A 21,036-nucleotide genomic window follows, 5' to 3' on the forward strand; every position below is an offset into this window, starting at 1 on the left:
GGTGCAGTCAACGGTTTCCTTTCGGTTTTTCTGACGGTACAACTCTACCGTCCCGTGCGCGCGCCCCATTTCCGCCGCCTTCTGTCGCTAAGCAGTCTGCTAGGTTCAAAGCATGACGAGAAAAGACGCTGATCCTCGGGTGGTGCACATTTTTGACTGTGCCGACGTCGGCGCCACCTTGGTGCGGACGGCTCGTGCCCAGGGCCGGCCATGGAGCTACTTGCCGGCCCGGGACACGTCCCAGGACGGGAAGGAACTTCGCGGCCGGCTCAAGAGGTTAGGTGGAGTAGCCGGATGGACTGCCCGGCGCTGGTCCCTGACGCTGCCTGCCGATTTCCTGCACATTCACTTTGGCACCCGCGTCGACATCGCCACCCGGTGGCCGCAGCGGCCGTATATAGTCCATTTCCACGGCACGGATATCCGGGAGTTCTATAACGACCCCCGCCAGCGCCCGAAAATCCAGTGGGGGGCGGATCATGCGGCTGCGGTTGTGTACTCGACTCCGGATTTGCGGAAGCATGCTGAGCCTGTCCGGTCTGATGCCGTGTATTTGCCGAATCCGGTTGACTGGGCTGAGTTGCCGGAGTGGACTCCGGCGGGTCCGCCGCGGGTGGTTTTTGCTTCGCGGTGGGAGGATTCGAAGGGTGGTGCTGAACAGCTTAAGGTCGCGGCGGCCATCCGGGATGTGACCCAGGGGCGTGTGGTCCTTGAGGGTCTGGACTGGGGAAATATGGCGGAGGAGGCGCGGGCTCTTGGTGTGAGGCTCGTTCCCAAGATGCCGAAGGCGGAGTACCTGCGGTGGATGTCCGGTGCGCATTGCGTGGTGGGGCAGTCGGCCGGGATCTTGGCGATGAGTGAGCTGCAGGCCCTGTCGATGGGGGTTCCTGTGGTGATGAACCTGGGCGAGGGTTATTACGTGGATGCGCCCGTGCTGGATGGTGACGGGCCTGAGGGTTTGGCGGCTCAGGCTCTTCGCGCCTTGGAGGACCCTTTGGCGGTCTCGGCGCAGGCCAATGCCCGGGCATGGGTTGAGAAGTATCACGGCCCGGACGCGGCAGTTGAGAAGCTGGCGGGCATATACCGCGGCGTCATGGCCGGACGCTGACTCCAGCGCTACACCGAACACGAAGAAGGCGGTTCCCCTCAAGCTGAGGGGAACCGCCTTCTTCGTGCCGTCAGGCTTTAGCTGCCGCCGGCGTTAGCTGAGGCCGGCCAGGGCCGCCTGCGCGGCGAAGTCCGGGACCGTGTCCACAACCTCATCAAAGGAACCCTGGGCAACGACGCGGCCGTCACGCATGAAGAAAACGATATCGGCGTCCCGGATGGTTGCCAGGCGGTGTGCGACGGTGATGACTGTCACCTCTCCGTGCAGTTCGTGAATAGCTTTGGTGACCGCTGCCTCGGTGCTGGTGTCAAGGGCGCTGGTTGCTTCATCCATGACCAGCACGTTGGGTTCGTTGTAGAGCGCCCGGGCAATCCCCAAACGCTGGCGCTGACCGCCTGAAAGGGCCAGGCCGCGTTCGGCGACCATTGCGTCAATCCCGCCCTCGCGGCCCTGGATGGTGTCAAGCAGTTGGGCCCGCCGTAACGCGGCTTCGACCTTCTCATGCTCCACCTTGTCCGGGTTCCATGTGAGGGCCACGTTTTGGCCTACTGTCGCATCGAACAGTGAGACTTCCTGCGGAACGTAGCCAATCCGCTTCCGCCAGTCGTCAAGCACGAAATCCATATTCTCGCCGGCCACTTCAATGTACCCGCTGCTGGGTTCCAGCAGCCCGAGGAGAATATCCACGAGAGTGGATTTTCCGGCGCCGGAGGAACCTACGAGTGCAACGTGGGAGCCAGCCGGGATGGTCATATTCACCCTGTCGAGGGCAGGGCGGTCAGCGTTCGGGTAGCTGAAGGAGACGTCGTGCAGGACAATGTCAGTCTTGCCGGTGCCAAGTTCGCGCTGCGGCCGCTCGGCAGCCTTGGTTGCGAGGAGCTCCTCGCCGCTGGTGATGTCGCGCATGACCTGGTGGGCAAAGGAGGCGCTGGAGTTTGCCTGTGACTGGACGGCCTGGAGCCTGGTCAATGACGGCACGAGCCGAAAGCCGGCGACGGCAAAAAGGCCTATGGCACTGACAGCCCCTGCCGGTCCGCCAGTGGCGAGGCCGACTCCGCCCACGAGGGCAAAGCCGACAATCAAGGCGGTCTCAAGAACGTAGCGGGGGACCTGCGCCAGGAATATCGATTGGGCGCGGGCGGCCGAACTGCGCGTCCTCGTGTCGTGGACCCCTTCCTGAACGTCACCGGCCCTGCCGGCAAGGGTCAGTTCCTTGAGGGCGTTCATCGCCTCGGTGAGCATCACGACGGTGCGTCCGGACCAATGGCGGTTCTCCCTGCCCGCAGCGACGGATCTGGGAGAGATTACGCGGGCCAGGAGGAAGGCGATAATGCCCAGGTAGGCAAGGGTGACGACGGCGATGAGCGGCTCTGCGACGAAAAGCACGACGATGACAGCAATCAGCGTGCCAAATTCACCGAAGAGTGTCATCGCCGGGATCAGGACACCGGAAACCGTGATGCCAACTCCGACGTCGACCATTCGGATAAGCTCGCTGGAATTCTTCTTCAGCCGGTTTTCCCAAGGCGAAGCGAGGTACGAGGCGAACAGTCGGTCGCCGATCGCGACTTCGTGCTGGGCGAAGCGCCGCGTCGCCACCCTCAGGAGAAGGACGGCCAGCGCCCCTTTCAGGACGATGAGCGTGCAGACCCCGCCAAGGATTGGCAGTACGTAGTCCGAGACGTCCCCGAATACCGGAAGCGTGACCGGCCTATTGGAGACAAGGGACGGCAGCAGCAGCGCGATCATTCCCAGTGCCAGCATGTCCAACAGAGCCAGGCAGGCGCTGGCGATGCCATAGCTCAGCAGGAACCGCCTGCTCCCGGCTGGCAGGGTCGATAGCAGGGGCCGCAAAACCGAGATTAGATTTTTCATACATGGATCAGGTTACTGGAGAATGCTATGCGGCAGGATATCCGCTTGCGCCAGGTACCGGCCCTCTGGCCCCTCATGGCGCCCGGATTCGTGGAAGACCGCGATGCTAGGGTTGCTGTCGTGGGAAAAACTAGGCACGAACCGTCCGTTGTCCATTTCTTTGATTGCGCGGACGTGGGCAAGACGCTTGTCTCTCATGGCAGGCGGGAAGGCTATAGCTGGCGGCATCGTCCCGCACTTGCCCCCGGCCTGGGCGGTACAGTTCCCTCCGGGGCTTTCCAGTCCAGGTACACCAACCTGTCCTGGCGGATACGCCGGACGGTCGAAGCACTTCGCGCTGACCTGATGCACGTCCATTTCGGCACCCGTGGCGGGGTCGCCAACAGCAGGCCGGTCATCCCCTTCGTTATGCACTGGCACGGCACGGACATCCGCACCACATACCACACACCCAAAGGGCGCCCGAACGTCCAGTGGGGGGCGGATCATGCGGCTGCGGTCGTGTACTCGACTCCGGATTTGCGGCAGCATGCTGAGCCTGTCCGGTCTGATGCGGTGTATCTGCCGAATCCGGTGGACTTTGCTGAGTTGCCGGCCTGGACTCCGGCCGGTCCGCCGCGGGTGGTTTTTGCCTCGCGCTGGGAGGATTCCAAAGGCGGTGCTGAGCAGCTCGCGGTCGCGGCGGCCATCCGGGATGTGACCCAGGGGCGTGTTGTCCTTGAAGGTCTTGACTGGGGGAACATGGCGGAGGAGGCGCGGGCGCTGGGCGTGAGGCTTGTTCCGAAGATGCCGAAGGCGGAGTACCTGCGGTGGATGTCCGGGGCCCACTGTGTGGTGGGGCAGTCGGCCGGGATCCTGGCGATGAGTGAGCTGCAGGCCCTGTCGATGGGTGTTCCGGTGCTGATGAATCTTGGTGAGGGTTATTACGTGGACGCGCCTGTGCTTGAGGGTGATGGGCCTGAGGGTTTGGCGGCCCAGGCTCTTCACGCTTTGGAGGATCCGTTGGCGGTCTCGGCGCAGGCCAATGCCCGGGCGTGGGTTGAGAAGTACCACGGCCCGGACGCGGCAGTGGAGAAGCTGGCGGGCATTTACCGCGGCGTCATGGCCGGACACTGACCCCGGCACCAACAAAACTGCACATGAAGAAGGCGGTTCCCTAAAACCACAGGGAACCGCCTTCTTCATGCCGTCAGGCCTTAGCTACCGCCGGAGGTCGACGACACTGTGGTGGCCGAGCCCACGGACCCGGCCATGAAGGACGTGCCCCACCGGCTGCCGGCCACCACCGGGTAGTAGCGCATCTGTCCGTCCGTCTGCACTGCCATCACGCCCTTGCTGGTCGTTCCGGCAAAGCCCTTGTTGGCGGAGAACTGGCGGAATGACTGCCAGCCGCTGCCGACGGTTCTCCTCGCTTCCGAGATGAACCCGATCGCGCCGGTGGAGCGGTAGAGCCGCATGGCACCGGCGGTGTTGACGGCCAACAGGTCCTGCTTGCCGTCGGAATCGAAGTCGATCATGGCGAGTTTCAGGCCCGACCAGCCGGATCCGAGGCGGACCGGGCCGCTGACGGTCCGTCCGGTCGCGTTCCCCCAGTAGTAGAGGGCCCCGTCGGCGCCGTAACCCAGCAGGCCCGGAAAACGGGAACCGGAGACCCATTTGCCGGTGACCAGGGTGGTCTGCGCGAAGCCTGATGATGCAACGGTGAACGGCGTCGAAAACCCACCGGACGCCGATCCCGGGTACAGGGACAATGTGCCGTTGGACCTCTGTGCGAGGACGTCGGCAACGCCGTCACTGTTCCAGTCCACAACGTTCAGGGACTTCATTCCGGACCATCCGGTCCCGATCTGGTAGGGGCTGCTGACGGAGGAATTCCCTGCAGGCCGGTTCCAGAGCCCCCCGGCCGTGTCGGCGGTCAGGATGTCTGCAGTGCTGGCGATTGCGTGTCCGGGCACCAGGAGCCCGCTTCCCCCGATGAGGTGCCCGGTCCAGCCGGAGGACAGCGCCGAGGGCGCACCCAGGGCGCCGGCTGTCAGCGGGTAGTAGCTCAACTGGCCGGCGCGGTCGCGGGCGAGCAGGCCGTGCGAGCCCGCGGCCGCGAAGCCCCTGATCGGGCTGATGCTGTCCCTGGTGTTCCATCCGCTGGCGAGAAGCTTGCGGGCTTCGGAAACCAGTGTCCCTGTTCCGCCGGAGCGGTACAGTGTCATCCGGCCGAGATAGTCGACCGCCACGAGATCCTGGTTCCCGTCGCCGTCGGCGTCCGCCATGGAGATATCCGTGCGCGCGAATCCGGAGGCGACGCTGGTCGCGGGGGCGAGCGCCCCTCCGGAGGGGTTCGCATGGAACCGGACCGAGCCGTCTGCCCGCCGTACTACAACGCCGGGATATTTGGAGGCCTTGATCCAGGTACCGAAGGTGACGTCGGCTCCGGTCAGGCCGGAGGCCAGTACGGTGCGGGCGGCAAAGCCTCCGGCCGGCAGTCCCGTTTGGATTCCGAGTACGCCTGTAGTGCTCAGCGTGGCCAGGTCCTGGATGCCATCGGCGTTCCAGTCAGTCACGTGGATGGACGCGAGCCCGGTGAAGCCGGTGCCAATCTTCGTGGCGCTCCCCAGGGTGCCTGTACCTGAGCTTCGCCGGTAGACGTTACCCGAAGGATCAACGGTCACGACGTCGGAGGCCGAGGAGATCGAGGGGGTCACCGGCGTCGGAGCAGGGGGAGCCGTGCCGACGTTGATCGTTTCGCCGCCAGCGATGAGGTAGTTGTTCCAACCCGCGCCAATGGCACTGACGGGACCCCATGCGGAATTGCCGGGCACCGGATAATAGTAGAGCTGACCGTCGGCATTGCGGGCCATGAGGCCGTTCGTGCCGGCCCCCTTGAAGTTCGTGGTGACGGTTACGCTCGTCATGTTGTGCCAGCCGCTGCCGATGGTCCTGCGGGCTTCGGCGATAAAGGCTCCGCTGCCGCTTGTCCGGTACAGCAACATTTCGCCGCCAGGCCTTTGCGCCAGGACGTCCTGGTTGCCGTCGCCGTCGAAATCGATCATGGTGAGGTTAAGGCCGCCCCAGCCCTGACCGATCGTTGTTCCTCCGCTGACACCGGCGCCAGAGTTATTCTGCCAAAGGCGCAGCACGCCTGAGTCATCACGGCTGATGATTTGCGGGTAGTAGCTGCTGTTGAACCAATATCCGACCGTCAGCTGGTAGTTGCCCCAGCCCGACGCCGCGAGGACAGGGCCGGTGGCAAAACCTCCGGCCGCGATCCCCAAGTAGATGTTGACCCGCCCGGTCTTCCACTGGGCAATCAGGTCTAAGACGCCGTCGGCGTTCCAGTCAATGGCGTTGATGGACCGCAGCCCGCTCCAGCCGACGCCGATCTGCTTCCGGGTGCGGAATGTCCCGTTGCCAGTCGCCGGATAATCCCAGAGGACACCGGAGGAGTCGGCTGCCACCACGTCGCCCAGTGACGTGATCGAGGGGGTGGGCACGGCGCCGTCCGCCGTGGAGGCGAACTTCCGGAGGCTGGCGAGGTCTCCGTTCCAGGCATTGGAATCGCCGGCGAACGGCCCGGTGGCACTGTACTGCCAGACGCTGTATGTTCCCCATCCGTTGGGCATGGAGCCCACGTAGCGCGAATAGGACGCCAGATGCAGCGGCTGGCGGCTGAAGGCGCCCGAATTGCCGGTGCACTGGGTCCACCAGTCGGTGGTGGTGTAGATCATGGGCAGGCGTCCGGTCCGGGCGAGCACCCTGTTGGAGAAAGCCGCGATCCAGTTGACCATCGCCGCCTGGCTTAGGTTGTAGCAAGTGTTGCCCAGGGAAGAGTAAGGGTTGTACTCAATATCCAGCAGCGGGGGCATGGTTTTCCCGTCACCGCTCCAGCCGCCGCCGTTGTTGACGAAGTAATCGGCCTGGGCTGCGGCGGTTGAGACACCGGGCAGGGCGAAGTGATATGCCCCGCGAATCATGCCGGAGGCGAGCGCCCCGCCGTACTGGCTTCCGAAGTACGGGTTTTTGTACGTGGTTCCCTCGGTGGCTTTCACGTAGGCAAACCGTGCCCCCATGCTGTACTGCGCGGCCCAGTTGACACTTGTCTGGTGGCTGCTGACGTCCAGGCCCTGCACGCCGGGTGCCATCCATGTGTTGGCCGCTTCGGTGGAGATCGCGTTAAGGGACGACGCCGTGGACTGCTTTGCGAACGTAGCGGCCCGGCGCTTGACGCCCTGGCCGAGGTAGGCGCCGTCCTTGCCGATTTCGGCGCGGAGCGCGGTCATGTCGATCTGGGCCGGCGTGGGCTCTGCTGCCGGTGGGGCTGTCTCCGAAGGCAGCGAAGAGACTTCCGGAGAAGCTGGGTCCGTCGGGGAAGGCGACACTGCTTGAGCGGGGAGTCCGCCACCCAGGCAGAGCATCGTGGACAGCAGCGCTGTGCCGCCCACGAGTCCAAGCCGCCTCACGTTTGCCGTGAGCGCTGCGGAGATCCTGTTGTTGGGGGAACGCTGCATCTAATACTCCGTAGCCTTCAAATTCCGGGCAGAGAGCCGGCTCGTGGCTGACGTCTTCGCCGTCTTGAGTCCCATCACGCCGGCGGCGATGTAGGCGGCTATCCTAACACTGAAGGTGCTGATGTTACTAATGTTGCGCCTGTGATTCCTGCTATAGGCCCTGGGGTGCCCGGGCTTCTGTCAAGCGGAGACGGGAACACGAGCCCCGGTTTTTCGGCGGTGCCGGGACCCCGCATAAAATGAGGGCCATGAAGGTTTTGGTTACCGGCGGCGCCGGCTACATCGGATCACACACGGCTCTCTGCCTGCTCGAGGACGGACATGACGTCGTCGTGCTGGACAACCTCATGAACTCGAACATCGAGGCAGTCCGCCGTGTTGAAGAACTCGCCGGCAAGAAGGTGGAGTTCCGCGAGGCCGACCTGCTCGACGCCGAGGCTGTCGACGAGGTCTTCGCGGAAGGTGGCTTCGGCGCCGTCATCCACTTCGCGGGCCTGAAAGCCGTCGGTGAGTCCGTGGCGAAACCGCTCTGGTACTACAGGAACAACGTAGTGGGCACGCTCAACCTCCTCGAGAGCATGGAGAAGGCCGGCATCCGGCGGCTGGTCTTTAGTTCCTCGGCCACGGTATATGGCGCTTCCGAGCACGTTCCCCTCATTGAGAAGTCCCCGCTGGATGCGACCAATCCCTACGGCCGGACGAAAGAGCAAATCGAGGACATCCTGTCCGACCTGAGCGAGGCCGACCCGCGGTGGAGCATCGCGCTGCTGCGCTACTTCAATCCCGTTGGTGCACACGAATCAGGGCGTATCGGCGAAGACCCCCGCGGTATCCCCAACAACCTGCTGCCTTTCGTCGCCCAGGTTGCAGTGGGGCGGCGGGAGAAGGTCATGGTGTTCGGTAACGACTACCCTACGCCGGACGGTACAGGGGTCCGTGACTACATCCACGTCATGGACCTGGCGGCCGGCCACCTGGCAGCCCTGAACTACCTGCAGACCAAGACCGGTTCGTTCCGGTGGAACCTTGGAACCGGCCGCGGTTCGTCCGTCCTGGAGGTCATTGACGCCTTCGGTGCAGCCGCAGGGCACCCGGTTCCCTATGAGTTTGCACCACGCCGGCCGGGTGACGCCGCCGTGAGCTACGCCGACCCCTCGGCAGCCCTGGCGGACCTTGGATGGTCCGCGCACCGTGACCTGGCGCAAATGTGTGCTGACCACTGGCGCTGGCAGAGTGCAAACCCTTACGGCTACGCAGGGACGGAAGCAACAGAACCGGCCGCTGCGTCAGGCACGACGTAGATTTATGGAGCCCATTCAAAGTTATGTCTCTGAACCAGGCCGCGCTGACAGACCCTATCCGGTAGGGGAGTCCGGCCAGAGCAAGCCGGCCAGTCCCGGCCGGTCCGGGGCCGTGGATTTTCTTCGGGTCCTGGGGATTGTGGCCGTTGTTGCCGGGCATGTGGCTGCCTGGGCCGGTCCCTTGACCCGGGAAATGCTGTACACATGGCACGTGCCGTTGTTCTTCTTTCTGTCGGGCTACTTCTGGTCAGCGAACAGGACCCTGAAATCGGAGATCACTAATCGCACAAAATCACTGCTGGTCCCTTACTTGTTTTGGCTGGTGGTTGTGGGCGCGTGGTGGATAGCGCAGTTGGACGTGATTGGGCCTTCGACGTTTAGCAGACTCCTGCAGGGTGGATCACGGCTTACCGGCCCGTTTGCTGCGTTCTGGTTCGTCACGGCACTTTTTGTGACGGTAGTGCTTCTTCGCGCCATGCAGCGGTTCCCGCGCGTGCTTCAATGGGCGGCGGCTCTCGCTGCTCTTGCCGTGACCTACGCCGACAGCGCCCTGGTCGCCCGGATTCCGCTGGCTGCGGGTGTGGGATGCACTTGCCTTGTTTTCGTGCTGGCTGGACGTGCATTCAAGAGGCTAAGGAGCCGGGTAGAGCGGCCATTGATTACCGGTACTCTTCTGCTCCTGGGATCTGCTGCCGCGATCATGGCAGGGTGGTCGTCATACCTTGACCTCAAGAGCGCAAAGCTCGGAGTGCCCGTAGTCACTGTCGTTGTCGGTGTGGCTATTTGCGCAGGAATGGTGCTCGTTGCGGAGACTCTTGTTCCGCTGGCCGGGCCGCGGTTTGCTGCCGGGGTGTCGATGCTGGCCAAGTGTGGTCTGCTGGTTGTTTTTACGCATGCACTTCTCCTGGCAGTTCTGACGCAGTTGGATGCGGACACCTGGATCGTGTTTGCGGGATCACTTGTCATCCCGTGGCTGGTCGCCGTGCTCGTTTACCGGACGCCCCTGTCGCCCTTGATGTTGGGCACTCCTAAAGCCGGCAAGCCGCGGTCACTGCAGCCCGCGCCGCTATCCCCCTAGTCCTGCCTACGGAAGTTGTGTGGCGATGTAGGGCGCCAGGGCGCGGGCATACTCAGCGCTGATGTGGGAAAAGTCCCGATACACGATGACGGACCCAACGGCGGGGTAGCAGAGCCTGTCGTCGCAGAACTGGTTGTGCAGGCTGATCCGGGTCAGGCCTTCCGCGGACATCGCCTTCGCCGCATTCGTGATGGCGGTGTTCGGGGGGATTGCCTTGCTCACCGGAACCGCACACGCAAGAGCATCATGCTGGCGTGCCAGACAGGTGGGAACATCTTCGCCGGTTGTCCGAGGAACGTCATCGAACACCACGACCTGTTTTCCGGCTGTGAGCCACTTGCGCCACACCTCGGCGAAGCCGTCAGTGGCGGGATCCTTGAACGGCTTGTTGCCCGGGGACTCGAACGAAAAGGCAGTCGAATAGGATGCCGTGAAGATGATGCCCACGTTCTTGTCCACCGCCAGTTCCCGGGCCACCCTCTGGCCCCACGTCAGGCAGTCCCGCTGGTTTGAATCAGTCTTTTCCGAGGCCAGAATGCGGACGGCTGCCGTAACCGGGCAGGAACTCTTCGTATAGGTCTTGATCCGCCAGCCGCGGTCTTTCGCCAGCGCCTCCAGGGTCGGGAACCACGCAGTGGCATGTGAGTCGCCGACAACAGCGACGGTTTCGCTCGCCTGTGACGCATCGACGCCCAGGTCGCAGCTTACGACGTCGGTGCCCGCGGCTTTGGCCTGACATCCGGGGTGCAGAGGCTGCGTGTTCTGTTTGGTCACTATGGCAGGCGCAGGACTGGGCGCTTCCGTCCCGACTACCGGGCCACATCCGTTGGCCGGTTCCAGTGCGCCGGGACCGTAGCAGGCTCCAAGCTCTGCAGAGCGGTTCGGGCTGGACTCCGAATATGCAGCGGAAGTGACACCGAAACAGATCGCTACTGTCAGCGCCATGCCTGCGGCTGCGAACAGATATGCGCGGAGGCATTTTTTCAGTAGCCGGCCGCGCCGCAGCGGATCCTCCACAGTCAACTTGGTGATCCATGCAAGGAACGTGGAAGCCGTCAGTACAAGAAGTTTCTCCAGGGTTCCCATGTCATGGTCAAGGATGAACGGAAGGACGACTATAAGGGGCCAGTGCCATAGATACACGCCGTAGGACACATCGCCCAGGAAGATTGCGGGGCGGCGGGAGAGCCACCAGCGAGGTGCCGTCCGGCCGGTATTTCCCGCGCAAGTGACTACTAGAGCCGTGCCCAGCACCGGAAGCATGGCCCACCACCCAGGGAAGGGAGTGGCGCTGTCAAAGGTGACGGCAGCATATCCAATCAGGGCCATTCCGGCCCAGGCGAGAGCCGTCGCCAAGGGCCCGGAGTATTGCCGTCCGTTGAAAATAAGGGCGGCGAGGCCGCCGGCGGCAAATTCCCAGACCCGGGTCGGAGTCTGCACTTCGCGGTACATGTGGGAAGTAATGAGGAAGCCTGAGATGACGAAGAAGACGTCAACACCGACGTAGCCTCCTGTGAGGCGGACGGGCCAAAGGTGGTAGAGCACCACCAGGAGGACGGCCACGGCCCGAAGACCTTGGATCTCTGGCTGGAACTGGCTTGTCGATGGGGTCTCACGGACCGCTGCCGGGTGATTCGTGGGCGTCGCGAGAGTTCGCATAGCAGGCACAACGAGCAATTTTATCGCCGATCAAAGAGTTATCCACAATTGCGCCTTTTCTCTGTATTCGCCCGAAGCAATCATTTAGCTTTAAGCCAGATGTACTGCCTCCGCTGGGGCCGGCAGTCGTTCGGGGGAATTCATGGATGCAGTACGCATTGTCGAGGATGAAGTCCGGGAGCTGATTCGTCGGCGGGGTCTCGATCCGTTGCACCAGACTGCCGAGGTCAGGCGGCTCGTTGAAGCGGCGGTGACGGACTATGACGAGCGCGCCCTTATGGGTCCGCTTCCGCCCCTTGGACCGCTGGAGTCAGCACGCAGGTTTGTCTTTGATGCCGTGGCCGGATTCGGCCCCATCCAGCCATTGCTGGATGATCCGGGGATCGAGGAGATCTGGATCAATGCACCCACGGAAATTTACGTTGCACGGAATGGCGAATCCGAACTCACCTCACTGAGCCTTACGGACCAGCAGGTCCGGGACCTGGTCGAACGCATGCTGAAGAGCTCCGGCCGGCGCCTGGACATCTCATCTCCGTTCGTGGACGCCGCGCTGCCGGACGGGTCCCGCCTGCACGTTGTCATTCCTGACGTTACGCGGCGCTATTGGGCGGTCAACATCCGCAAGTTCGTTGTGAAGGCGAGCCGGCTGGATCATCTCGTGGAGCTGGGCACCCTGACCCCGCATGCCGCGCGTTTCCTGGGCGCCGCCGTCGCGAGTGGACTCAACATCCTGGTTTCGGGGGCGACGCAGGCAGGCAAGACCACATTGCTGAACTGCCTCGCGGCCAGCATCGGCAGCCGGGAGCGCGTCATCACTGTTGAGGAGATTTTCGAACTGCAGTTTCCGCTGCGGGACGTCGTCGGGCTGCAATGCCGGCAACCCAACTTGGAAGGTGAAGGGGAGATTCCGCTCCGCAGGCTGGTCAAGGAAGCACTCAGGATGCGGCCCGACCGCCTGGTGGTGGGGGAGGTCCGGGAAGCAGAGAGTCTCGACATGCTGATTGCCCTTAACAGCGGCTTGCCGGGGATGTGCACCGTCCACGCAAATTCGGCACACGACGCCGTGACCAAATTGTGCACGCTGCCCTTGCTCGCCGGGGACAACATTTCCAGCGCGTTCGTGGTCCCCACCGTGGCCTCCTGCATCGATCTGGTTGTTCACTGCACCCGGCTTGCCAACGGGCGCAGGCAGGTGACCGAAATCCTCTCCCTGGGCAGGCGGGTCGAGAACGGAATCATCGAGTCCTCCATGATCTTTTCGACGGTCGACGGCCTGCTGGAGCCGACGGCCAACACCATGCCGGCGGAGCATAAATTCGCCCGGGCAGGATATGAGGTCGCGGCTCTACTGGATCCGCGCTGATGGCTGCGCTGCTGGGGGTTCTGACGGGTGCCGGACTGTTCCTCATCTGGTGGTCGGCCTGGGACCAGCCCGCCCGCCCCAAACGAGGACCGCGGACCAGCCGCCTCCATGATCTGCTGCTGTCCGCGGGCATTGAAAAGGTCACGGGTGCGGGTCTCATCGGGACGTGTCTGGGTCTTGGTGCTTTTGCCACGCTGGCGTTCTTTGCAGTGAGCCGGTCCTGGCCCATTTCCGTTTGCTTTGGCCTGTTCGGCGGCTGGCTTCCGGTAGCGGTGGTGAAATGGCGGGCCAAGCGGCGCAGCGCCATCCTGCGGCGGGTATGGCCCGACGTCGTTGACCACCTGAGATCGGCCATCCGGGCCGGGCTGTCCCTGCCGGAAGCACTCATACAGCTGGGCGACAAGGGACCCGAGGAGCTCCGGCACGTGTTTCGCGACTTCGGTTCGGATTACCGCTCGGGCGGCCAGTTCGATGCATCCCTGAACAGACTCAAGGAACGGCTGGCGGACCCTGTCGCGGACCGCATCATCGAGGCGCTCAGGCTGACCAGGGAAGTGGGCGGCTCCGATCTCGGCAAACTGCTTGGGACCCTCGCTGAGTTCCTGCGGGAAAATGCGCGTACCCGAAGCGAGCTTGAGGCGCGGCAGTCATGGACGGTGAACGCAGCCCGGCTCGCTGTTGCGGCCCCGTGGTTCGTCATGCTGCTGCTGGTCAGCCGTCCGGAGGCCGTGGCTGCCTACAACACGCCGATAGGGGCAGCCGTGCTGTTGGGAGGACTGGTGATTTCGCTGGTGTGCTATTCGGTCATGCTGAAGATCGGAGCCCTGCCTGAGGAAGAGAGGGTCTTGCGATGAGCACGGTGCCAGCGGCCGCGATCGTCTGCGGTGTACTCCTGGGCGGCGGACTGTGGCTCCTCCTGGTCAGACTCCCGTTCATGCGTTCTGTCAGTTTCGTCGAACGCATCGAACCACAGCTCCGGTCCCAAAACCTCGAATCGAGGCTTCTGCGGGCGGAGGAGCGGGTCATCACTCCGTTTGGTCCCCTCGAACGCATACTCCGTCCGCTGATCCGGGAAGCCACTGCCAAACTGGCCCGGCTCAACCTCGGATCCGCAGCCCTCGGCCGAAGGCTCGCCCAGGCCCGTATCGACAAGTCGCCGCTGGACTTCCGTGCCCAGCAGCTCTTCTGGGCACTGTGCGCGTTCATTGCCGCTGTCGGCGTGATCGTCCTGGCAGCATTGGCCGGGAGATTCAGTCCCGTCCTGGCCGTGGCAGTCTCAGTCGGCTGTGGAGTTGGCGGATTCCTCTTCCGTGATTACTGGCTGGGGGTGCAGATCAGGCGGCGGGAAGAGCGGATGCTGGCCGAGTTCCCGAGCCTGGCGGAAATGATTGCGCTCGCGGTCGGGGCGGGGGAAAGCGCCACCGGCGCACTCGACCGTGTGTGCCGGACAGCCCGGGGTGAGCTCTCCGAAGAGTTCGGCAGGGTCCTGAGCGAAACCCGGGCAGGAAAGCCGCTGGTGGAGGCGCTTCAGGAGTTTTCCGCGCGTACTGATCTCGGGCCGCTTATCCGCTTTGTCGACGGCATCATCGTGGCGGTGGAGCGCGGAACCCCACTGGCCGAGGTGCTGCGGGCCCAGGCCCAGGACGTCCGGGATACCGCGAAGCGCGAGCTGATGGAGTCTGCCGGCAAGAAGGAAGTCGCGATGATGGTGCCGCTTGTCTTTGGCGTGCTGCCCCTGACAGTGGTGTTCGCCGTGTTCCCCGGAATAGCGGCCCTCAGCCTGAATTTTTGACGCCATTGTTCCGGCAACGGCCGGCGGTGGCGATGCCCAACAAACCATGCCCAACAACCGCTCCTAACAAGAAACGACTCGCAGAAGAGGGAAGCACATGACATTCATGGCCCGGCACGGACTTGCACTTCTCGCCTCAGTGGTTGCGCTGATCCGCCACTCCTTGGAAGCGGTCCCGCGACCCCGGAGGATTACGGCGCACGTGGATCATCCTGAGCGCGGGGACGTGCCCGGTTGACCAAAGATATTTAGGTACCTCAGTTACGGTTGCTAGCTCGGCAACCGGCAAAACCGCGTAATCCTGCGGAAGTGTCGCGGCGGAGACCCCCAGAATTTGCAAGGGAGAATTATAGGTCTTGACAGAGTGTGTTAGCGCTGGAAATCGGCATAACAATTTTGTAACTTCGGATTTCTCCGCCGTGCTTAGTTGATGGCAATCGTGAAGTTGAAGGCCACGAACGTAGGGTCTGTAGCGCCGTTCTGGTAGGTGATGTTTCCGTTGGAGCCGATAGCTACGTTGCCGATGACGATGGAGCCAGCCGCGTTGCCGGTGGTGACAGGCTGGTACACGCTGAACATGGGACGGAGAGCAACCGGCAGGACGGCAATGGTGGTCTTCGGGTCACCGGTGGTCGGGTTCTTGACGATGCCGTTGACGCGGATGGTGTTGCCGTTCTTGGATGCGCGGAGTCCGTTGTAGTAACCGCCACTGCCGGTGTAGGCGCTGTAGCCGTTGATCAGTGTCAGCGGAGTCCAGTCAATCTTGGCGGTGATTTCATTCAGGGCAAGCTCCACGCTTTCAGCGGTTTCCTGCACGATGTCGTGAATGGCTGCGGCTTCGGTTCCTAGCGGGTAGGAGATGTCCCAATTAGTTGTTGTTGGCATGGCTGCCCTTTCTGATTAGACGATTTCGTTTCGTTCTGGTTTGCGGAGTACGAGATCCATGAGGCCTGTTCCGGGAGTGAAGGTGACGGCCTGAACTAGGAGGTTCTGATCGGTGCCAAAGAGCTTCACTTTGACGGTTTGTCCGGGGCGCACGGAGTACAGGGCAAGGGCTGTGACGTCGTAGGTGTGGCCCTTACTGAGAAGGCGTGCCAGCTTGGCTCTCGCTGCGGCCTTGGCCTGCGCGGTTGTGACCTTCATCTCAAACTTCTCTTGGTAGACCTTCATGCCGACTTTCGTCACGTCGAAGGGTCCGTAGGAGATGAAGGCTGAACCTAGAACAGTCTTGGGAAGGCCTGCCGGGGCGTTTGGAGCTGCCTTGGTAGGCGTATAGGTGTACTTGAGCATGACGACGTTGTAGAAGCGTTCACGGTCAGTGCTTACTCGTGCGCTGATTACTGTCCCCTCAGGACCGGTGGTCAGCGTGTGGTGCGGCGTCGTGGCAACTTCAGGACGGGGCTGGATGATCCAGTCACGTCCGTTGGCGCAATAGATCCATGTGCCGGTGCGCTGCTGTGCTTCGTCAATGAAGTCCCACTTGTTGTCTCCGAATTCCGGAACTTCAAGGGTGGACAGCTCAGAGGCTCCATACGGCTCCGGCACGCGGGAATCAACTACCTGATCAACGGTGTTGACGTTGGATCCCAAGACGGATGTCACGAAGTTTTCCAGACCGGATTTATCGAAAACTTCGTCTCCGATAAGGGGTTCAGACTGGACTCGTAGCTCATCCGAGTAGGCAGTGATCCTCATGGACTTACCGTCTCGGGAGTAGTCCAGTTCGCAAGACGAAATCATGAGGTCAGCAACGATGTGTGACTCTCGCTTGAAGGAGTCGAGATCGTACCCAAGCTCGATCTCCACGCGGGTTCCCATTCGGGCGTCGAGGGCGTCAATATCGGCTTGCAGCTCCGGAATGGTGCACGTCAGGTAAGCCTCAATGTGCGGGGCACGGTTTTCGGCAAACCTGATTTGGATGTCCAGTACGTCAAGGGTGATCGGCTCCGCGTCCAGCGGATGAGCTGTGGCTGTGTAGTAGTGCCTGACCGACTCTGAGACTTTGGCTACGGTGTCACCGGAAAAGGGCTGAACGTCTCTAAGAGCAACCATTTAGCCCTCCCTTTGAAGTAGCAAGTTGTCTAGCGAGCTGTAGGCCATGGCTACGTCATTGAGCGTGGGGAACGAGTAAGCAAGCTCTTCCAGCGTCCAGCCGATAGCGCCGCGTAGGGAGCCGGTGGGGCGCTTCGTCTCACGGAAGTTCACGATGAATCGGAACTGTGTTTCCTTGCCCTCCGGCGTGTAGGGGGCAATGTCGGTCTGCTCCGGGATGAAAAACATGTCCATCTTGGGAACCGGCTGCTTCAGCATGGCGATTTCCTGACGGTTGAAGACATCCTCAAGCGCCGCTGCTGACTGGTAGTCCGGCATCCAAATCTCAAGCTGTCCCTGACGGGTTCCCATTGGTCCCAGAGCAAGTACAGGGTCCGGCCTGCCGATGACTTCGTTGGCTACTGACAGGCTCTTGCGGCTGGATGAGTAGTCCGTGATCTGTTGGACCTTGGCAGAGAAGTTCGGCATGCGCGGAATCAGCAGCCATGGAGAGTCAAGCGTCAGCGTGGCCGTTCCGGTGACGGTTCCGGAATCGGTGTACAGGGTGTACGTGTTTTCGCCGTTGGCGGCTTCGTAGTCGGAGACGATGAGCTTGCCGGTGGCAGGGGAAGGGAGCTGGTAGGGCGTCATGCGTACGTCCTGAGTCCCGTTTACATCCGTGCGCGTAATGCGGGTGACGGAGGCAGTCAAAAGGACTTCCAGCAGGATTGAGGTAGTGGCTACGTCAGGGTTGAGTCTGAGAATGGTCATTAGGGAACTTCTTTTCCGGGGCGTTGAACAATATCGACGTAGGCGGTGCGGGGGAGTGTGAGCTGTCTCAGCGATTCCTGAACGGCTCCGAGATTGGAGAGGTTGACGTTGATGTCCACGTCCTTGCCGTGAATGCCGTCAATGCGCTTCTGGACTTCGCGGACGGTGTAAACGTCGTCTACGTCCACCTTCACTTCGTCACGTCCACGAATGGCGTTGATGCGGTCCTGAACGGCCTTGACGGTGTAGTTGTCGTCCACGTCCACAAACACGTTGTCGCGGCCTTCAATGGCGTTCACGCGGCCCTGTACGGCTCCCACGGTGCCGTTGTCGGAGACGTTGACGCCGACATCTTTGCCGGTGACGCTATCCACGCTGCCTTGAGTTTCAGGAACGCCTTCAGCGGTCACCTTGACCTTGGCGTCCTTGTCCTGAGCTGCGTCCTCAACGGTCTTCTTAGCCTCTTCGCCGCCTTCAGCCTTGATCTTCGTCTTGACCTCGGGCGGGACCAGACCGTAGGACTCGGCAAGCTTGATTGCCTCATCCTTGCTGTATCCGGCAGCTATGGCCTGATCGATGAAGTTCTGACGGAGGGTTGCCACTTCGGTAGCAAGCGTCTTGGTGCTTGCGCCCTGATCGTAGAGGCTCTGAAGGTAGTCAGCTCCGGTTTCAGTCAGATCGATAAGGGCAAGGTTGTTTGCCTGTCCGGCTGCGGTCAGGGTGTCGGTAGCCTTGCCGCGCTCTGCAATGCCTTTGGCGGTTTCGGCAATTTTCTGGTTGTACTCGATCTCGTTTTCGAGTACGTCACGGTTAACACCGGCTAGCTTCTCTTCCGCTGCGATTCTGTCCTGCTGGATCTTGAGAAGTTCGTCCTCTTTGTCCTTGCGCTTCTGGACAGCATCGGCGGATTCGCCCATTGCGTCCTTGTAATACTGGACTTCGCCGGTAGCGTCCTTGTGAGCGCCAGACTCTTCTTCGATCTTCTTTCGAAGCTCTTCACGACGTTCGATGGACTTCCTGAGCTGTTCGCCTTCTTCGTCATAGATGACAGCTCCGTCAACGGTCATGGACTGGTGGTCCTTGAGCGCGTCACGGTCTCTCTCAATGGATTCGGTCAGGTCATCGAAAGCACGCTGACCGGATTCAAGGTCACCGGCTAGACCCTTGAAAACGTCCTTGGCAGAAACGCCTTCAACGCCTTCAAGAGCTTCCTTGACCATGCCGATTCCGGTCTTGGCTTCGTTGGCCCAAGGCGTCCAAGGGTTGTCTTCGCTGGCAAGGGCAAAGGCAATGTCATTGATCTTGTCGGCAAGTGCGGCTTCGTCCATGACGCCGCCTGTTTCGTAAATCTCTCGCGCAAGATCAGCCATCTTCTCTTTGGCTTCGTTGTTGGTTTCAGCCAACTCCTGCATTTTGGAGATAGCGATACCGATACCAACAGCAGCGGCCAGACCGGCAGCACCAGCAGCCGGACCCAGACCGGCAAAGGCGTTAGCAGCGATTTCTTGGAAGGAGTCAGCGATGGATTCAGCGGAGCCGTCAAAGCTGGCGGCTGATTCCTTGGCTGTGGAGTTCGCTTCGTCCTTCAGCTCATCGAAGCCAGCCTTGGCCCTGTCTGTGCCGTCCTTGACGTTGTTACCGATTGCCTTCCCTGAAGTCTTGGACTGATCCTCAACGTTCTTGAGGGCTTCGGTCAGATCACGGTCGATCTTCTTACCGGCGTCACCGGCAGAGTCTCCGGCGTCGTCCAGAGAGCGCTCTAGACTTTTGCCGGTGTCCTTGGCCGTGTCCTCCACGTTGTCTATGGACTTCTCAACGTCCTCCATGGACTCAGCCATGTTTTGGGCACCCTTGAGAACGCCGTCAACTTTCGCGTCAACAACGATTTCAATTGGTCGGTTTCCGGCCATGGATTACCCCTCTATCGCCTCGTGAAGGCGTCTCGTGACTGTCTGGACTTGCAGACTTGCAATGCGTTTAATCGCCAGCTTCGACGCCGGATAAACGGCATAGCCCTTGCTGCGGAACGTCGGGAGCTGGCGCGACGTGCGGCGGGTTACGGTGTGGCGTGTCCCCTTGGGGGAGACACGGTTGTATCTCGTGTAGGAGTCCCTACGGTTGGAGCCGAATTCAGCGGCTCGGATGAGCTGTGCGGCTGTTGCGCCGCCTGACATCCTGCGGTTGGAGCCACCGGCTACAAGCGTGATGACTGCTCCGGCCTTGACGCGGTTACCGGTTCGGAACGTGCGCTCCGAAAACTTTGTAGCTCCAGCCTTGGCCTGCATGGATTCTCGCCAAATGGGAGTGGACTCCGAACGCTGGTACTTCCTCAGATCGTTTTGGAGATCCCTTGGAAGGCTGCGGAAGCGCTGCTTAGCGGCACGTAGTTCACTCCCATTGGCGGTAATCATGCTCTTAGACCGCTGGTGCGAAGACCGGGCGTCCGGTGACGGGGAGTGTCACAGAGGATGTAGCGGCAGCGTCAACAGCTCCACCGAAGGCACCGGCCAGAAGCGTTGCGTTGACGGTGAACTTCGGTCCGGTAGTTCCGCCGTATGGAGCAATAACGATGGACTCGGTATCACCGGCATCGTTGAAGAGCTTCAGAGCGAGGGAATCGGCGTTGGTCCAGTCCTGCGCGTAGTCGAACTGAAGGGTCCAGCTCTCGGAGCCGGTTGACTGGAAGGTCTTTCCGGAAACTCCCTTGAATTCAAGAGTTGGGGTAGTAGGGGTTAGGACGACGTTGGAAATGAGTTCTCCAAATTCCACGGTGCCAATCTTGATACTCGCGGCCTTTAGAAATAGCGGTGTTGAAGTCACGGTGTGACTCCTTCCTGTTCAGTGCGAACAATATTTTTGTAAACGTTTGGTGAGGTTGCGGTGACGGTGACTTTGTATCCCTGAAACCTTTCGTCAAAGATCACGTAGTCTGCGCTAGTCCAGAGGATTCCCGGAATGCGTTCAATGGAAGTTAGAACCAAATCAAGAGTTCCCTCTAGATGGTCTGAAGCCTCCTTTGACTCTCGATAACCGGTGATGATTTCAATGGCTAGTTTGTGTTCCATCATGGTTCCGTTGGCGGTCAAGGTTTCTCTGTAGACGGATACCTGAGCCTTATCCCTGCCCAAGTTGTCCGGGGAGTCTGCGGGAAATGCCTTGACCATGAAGTTCGGATTATCAGCCTTGATCTGATCTGCGATTTGTTCCCTAATAGATGCGGCCATTAGCGGAGCCTCTTCAGTGGGGAAGTCTTCGGCCTGAGCAGGTTTCGTGCCTGCCATTCAAGGTTTGCAGGTCGAATGGCGTAGCCGTCAGGACCAATCTGTTCGTTATTCCCACCTGACATCTTTGACCAAAGGTCACGTGCCATGAGGATTTCGGCCAGATACCATGCCTTAGGGATTTCGGCACCCTCGGGAAGGGAGGGCGCATATGCAACACACAGGGCATTGGCGGCTTCCATAATGTCGAAATAGGTAGCATCGTCAATGTGCTCTGCATCGGGCCAAAGCTCCAATGCTTGGGATTTCACCATGTTCCACATAGCGCCCTC

17 protein-coding genes are annotated in these 21,036 nt (G+C 61.4%); 7 read left to right on the top strand and 10 right to left on the bottom strand.

The features are described 5' to 3' along the window. The first annotated feature begins 112 nt into the window (after window positions 1-112). Window positions 113-1,108 (top strand): glycosyltransferase family 4 protein, encoded by a 996-nt coding sequence (locus BWQ92_RS18005; protein ID WP_157365195.1) that lies wholly within the window; start codon window positions 113-115, stop codon window positions 1,106-1,108. Between the two features lie 93 nt (window positions 1,109-1,201). Here BWQ92_RS18005 and BWQ92_RS18010 read toward each other — a convergent pair whose 3' ends face one another. After that, window positions 1,202-2,983: an ABC transporter ATP-binding protein gene (locus BWQ92_RS18010; RefSeq protein ID WP_076801784.1), complete on the bottom strand. Its 1,782-nt coding sequence runs from the start codon at window positions 2,981-2,983 to the stop codon at window positions 1,202-1,204. 27 nt (window positions 2,984-3,010) lie between these two features. Here BWQ92_RS18010 and BWQ92_RS18015 point away from each other — a divergent pair, with 27 nt between their 5' ends. Beyond that, window positions 3,011-4,099, top strand: coding sequence for a glycosyltransferase family 4 protein (locus BWQ92_RS18015; protein WP_076801786.1), 1,089 nt, complete (start codon window positions 3,011-3,013; stop codon window positions 4,097-4,099). Between the two features lie 80 nt (window positions 4,100-4,179). Here BWQ92_RS18015 and BWQ92_RS18020 read toward each other — a convergent pair whose 3' ends face one another. Next, entirely contained in the window at window positions 4,180-7,485 is a 3,306-nt protein-coding gene (locus BWQ92_RS18020) for a GH25 family lysozyme (protein ID WP_076801789.1), read from the bottom strand. 248 nt (window positions 7,486-7,733) lie between these two features. Between BWQ92_RS18020 and galE the strand changes: the two genes are divergently transcribed. Beyond that, entirely contained in the window at window positions 7,734-8,786 is a 1,053-nt protein-coding gene (galE, locus tag BWQ92_RS18025; protein WP_076801792.1) for a UDP-glucose 4-epimerase GalE, read from the top strand. 4 nt (window positions 8,787-8,790) lie between these two features. Beyond that, entirely contained in the window at window positions 8,791-9,864 is a 1,074-nt protein-coding gene (locus BWQ92_RS18030; protein ID WP_083706356.1) for an acyltransferase family protein, read from the top strand. Window positions 9,865-9,870: 6 nt separating this feature from the next. Here the strand turns inward: BWQ92_RS18030 and BWQ92_RS18035 are convergent, their stop codons facing one another. Continuing rightward, window positions 9,871-11,427, bottom strand: a complete 1,557-nt coding sequence (locus BWQ92_RS18035; RefSeq protein ID WP_236782998.1) for an acyltransferase family protein — start codon at window positions 11,425-11,427, stop codon at window positions 9,871-9,873. 238 nt (window positions 11,428-11,665) lie between these two features. On the opposite strand from BWQ92_RS18035, the gene BWQ92_RS18040 reads away from it, so the two are divergent. From BWQ92_RS18040 to BWQ92_RS18050, 3 genes are read left to right on the top strand one after another with little or no spacing between them, the layout of a single operon-like run. Further along, window positions 11,666-12,889: a CpaF family protein gene (locus tag BWQ92_RS18040; protein WP_076801797.1), complete on the top strand. Its 1,224-nt coding sequence runs from the start codon at window positions 11,666-11,668 to the stop codon at window positions 12,887-12,889. Beyond that, window positions 12,889-13,743: a type II secretion system F family protein gene (locus tag BWQ92_RS18045; protein ID WP_076801799.1), complete on the top strand. Its 855-nt coding sequence runs from the start codon at window positions 12,889-12,891 to the stop codon at window positions 13,741-13,743. Before BWQ92_RS18040 ends, BWQ92_RS18045 begins: the two co-directional genes overlap by 1 nt. After that, window positions 13,740-14,681, top strand: a complete 942-nt coding sequence (locus tag BWQ92_RS18050) for a type II secretion system F family protein (protein WP_076801801.1) — start codon at window positions 13,740-13,742, stop codon at window positions 14,679-14,681. The genes BWQ92_RS18045 and BWQ92_RS18050 overlap by 4 nt, the downstream gene beginning before the upstream one ends. 423 nt (window positions 14,682-15,104) lie before the next feature. Here BWQ92_RS18050 and BWQ92_RS18055 read toward each other — a convergent pair whose 3' ends face one another. The 7 genes from BWQ92_RS18055 to BWQ92_RS18085 all read right to left on the bottom strand — a co-directional run bounded on the left by BWQ92_RS18055 (window position 15,105) and on the right by BWQ92_RS18085 (window position 21,027). After that, a complete protein-coding gene (locus BWQ92_RS18055; RefSeq protein ID WP_157365196.1) occupies window positions 15,105-15,566 on the bottom strand; it encodes a hypothetical protein in 462 nt (153 codons plus the stop codon). A gap of 15 nt (window positions 15,567-15,581) precedes the next feature. Then, on the bottom strand, window positions 15,582-16,733 hold the full coding sequence (locus tag BWQ92_RS18060) for a hypothetical protein (protein ID WP_076801806.1): 1,152 nt from the start codon (window positions 16,731-16,733) through the stop codon (window positions 15,582-15,584). Beyond that, window positions 16,734-17,483: a hypothetical protein gene (locus tag BWQ92_RS18065; RefSeq protein WP_076801809.1), complete on the bottom strand. Its 750-nt coding sequence runs from the start codon at window positions 17,481-17,483 to the stop codon at window positions 16,734-16,736. Then, complete coding sequence (locus BWQ92_RS18070) at window positions 17,483-19,393, bottom strand: hypothetical protein (protein ID WP_076801812.1); 1,911 nt, start codon at window positions 19,391-19,393, stop codon at window positions 17,483-17,485. Before BWQ92_RS18070 ends, BWQ92_RS18065 begins: the two co-directional genes overlap by 1 nt. 505 nt (window positions 19,394-19,898) lie before the next feature. Further along, complete coding sequence (locus tag BWQ92_RS18075; protein WP_157365197.1) at window positions 19,899-20,303, bottom strand: hypothetical protein; 405 nt, start codon at window positions 20,301-20,303, stop codon at window positions 19,899-19,901. Continuing rightward, a complete protein-coding gene (locus BWQ92_RS18080; protein ID WP_076801816.1) occupies window positions 20,300-20,707 on the bottom strand; it encodes a hypothetical protein in 408 nt (135 codons plus the stop codon). The genes BWQ92_RS18075 and BWQ92_RS18080 overlap by 4 nt, the downstream gene beginning before the upstream one ends. Continuing rightward, window positions 20,707-21,027, bottom strand: a complete 321-nt coding sequence (locus BWQ92_RS18085) for a hypothetical protein (protein ID WP_076801818.1) — start codon at window positions 21,025-21,027, stop codon at window positions 20,707-20,709. The genes BWQ92_RS18080 and BWQ92_RS18085 overlap by 1 nt, the downstream gene beginning before the upstream one ends. Between the last annotated feature and the right edge of the window lie 9 nt (window positions 21,028-21,036).

It is taken from the genome of Arthrobacter sp. QXT-31 (genome assembly GCF_001969265.1).
In the GTDB taxonomy this organism is placed as follows: Bacteria; Actinomycetota; Actinomycetes; order Actinomycetales; family Micrococcaceae; genus Arthrobacter.